The sequence below is a fragment of the Bifidobacterium jacchi genome, assembly GCF_009078285.1.
Lineage (GTDB): Bacteria > Actinomycetota > Actinomycetes > Actinomycetales > Bifidobacteriaceae > Bifidobacterium > Bifidobacterium jacchi.
The window spans coordinates 35571-37218 of the sequence record NZ_RQSP01000002.1 but is presented as its reverse complement, the minus strand read 5'-3'; the positions used below and the strand labels follow the sequence as shown (position 1 = coordinate 37218).

Sequence of the window (1648 nt, the reverse complement as noted above, 5' to 3'; positions counted from 1 at the left end):
GCACGAGGAAGCACGAGGAAGTCAACGAATTACTGACGTAGACCACTAAAACGACAGCACTTCGACCTTCCCGGACCCCAGTAGATACCTCGCGCCGACGATCATCAGCCGCTCTGCGGCCAGCGCCTCGCGAATCACCTCCGACCGAGACACCAGATCCTCGATGACATGGGCCACATGCACGCGTTCGTAATCCTCGGTCGTATCCAGATCGGCCATGCGCGCCTGCCACACCGACAGACCAACCGTGCGCAGCATGATCGAATCGGCGGCGGTGATCCGCTCATCGAGATCATCCATCGCGGAAACGGTCGCCAGCGAATCCGCCGCCTCATCGGTCACCTGCTCGATCAACGCGTCCAGTTGTTCGGCCGCCGCCGCGACGGCCCCGCATCCCTCATGCCCGAGCACGACCAGCAGACTGACGTGCAGATGCTCGATCGCATATTCCAGCGAAGCGAGCACGGCATCGTCGATCATCTGACCGGCCGTGCGCACGTCGAACAGATCGCCGAGACCCTGATCAAAAACGATCTCCGGCGGCACACGCGAATCGGAGCATGCGAGCACCGCCGCGTCGGGATGCTGCCCGTCCGCAAGCGATTCGCGCGTTTCGCGATCCTGCCAGGGGTGCTCCGCCTCGCCTTCGCAAAAACGGCGATTTCCGGCCAGCAGCCGGCTCCAAGCTGCGTTCGCGGTCGCCTGCGGTGATTGACCCGGCTGCGGCGGCTGATTTGACTGCTCGGATGAACTATGCTCGGATGAACCATTGTTCATATCGGTCATGTGCGCCTCCATTCCCGTTCTGCTACTGGATTTTACCGGATTGCGCCGGTCGCTGGCAACGCTCGACGCTGCGCCGCTCGCTTCGCCGCACGCGCCGCCCTCTGCACGCTATGCGATACGCTTCGCCGTACGCGCTGCGGCGGTGTGATTATGCTCATAGGTTCGCTCCTCCCGTCGCACCCCTGTTCGCGATAGGATGAAATCACTGGTGCGCGGCATTCGGCTGCGCACGGCGAAAGGAACTTGCGATGACTCTTCTGCAGCACGAACTCACTGATTTCAAGGTTCAAGCCTTCCAGAACAACGACTTCCACGAGGTGACCAAGGCCGATGTGCTCGGCCACTGGTCCGTGTTCTTCTTCTACCCGGCCGACTTCACGTTCGTGTGCCCGACCGAGCTTGAGGACCTCGCCGCCAAGTACGAGGACTTCAAGAAGATCGGCTGCGAGATCTACTCCGTCTCCACCGACACGCACTTCGTGCACAAGGCTTGGCACGACGCGAACGAGAAGATCGCGAAGATCCAGTACCCGATGCTCGCCGATCCGACCGCGCTGCTCGCGCGCGACCTCGACACCTACAACGAGGCTGATGGCATGGCCGAGCGCGGCGACTTCATTGTGAACCCCGAGGGCAAGGTCGTGGCCTATGAGGTCATCTCCTCCAATGTCGGCCGTAACGCCGACGAGCTGCTGCGTCGCGTGCAGGCGTCGCAGTTCGTGTACGAGCATGGCGATCAGGTGTGCCCGGCCAAGTGGCAGCCCGGCGAAGAAACCATCGAGCCCAGCCTCGACCTCATCGGCCAGCTGTGACAAACAGCCCAGTGGGCTGTTTGTAGCAGCGAGCAGCGGTAGCGTTGCGA

General features: G+C 62.1%; 2 protein-coding genes. One reads left to right on the top strand and one right to left on the bottom strand.

Annotated features, from left to right (window positions below; all coding sequences use genetic code 11):
* Positions 1–45 precede the first annotated feature (45 nt).
* The gene (locus tag EHS19_RS00815; RefSeq protein ID WP_338325017.1) at positions 46–675 is read right to left on the bottom strand and encodes a carbonic anhydrase; all 630 of its coding nucleotides are present in this window, start codon (positions 673–675) and stop codon (positions 46–48) included.
* A gap of 359 nt (positions 676–1034) precedes the next feature.
* On the opposite strand from EHS19_RS00815, the gene ahpC reads away from it, so the two are divergent.
* The gene (gene ahpC / locus EHS19_RS00810; protein WP_151915904.1) at positions 1035–1598 is read left to right on the top strand and encodes an alkyl hydroperoxide reductase subunit C; all 564 of its coding nucleotides are present in this window, start codon (positions 1035–1037) and stop codon (positions 1596–1598) included.
* Positions 1599–1648 lie beyond the last annotated feature (50 nt).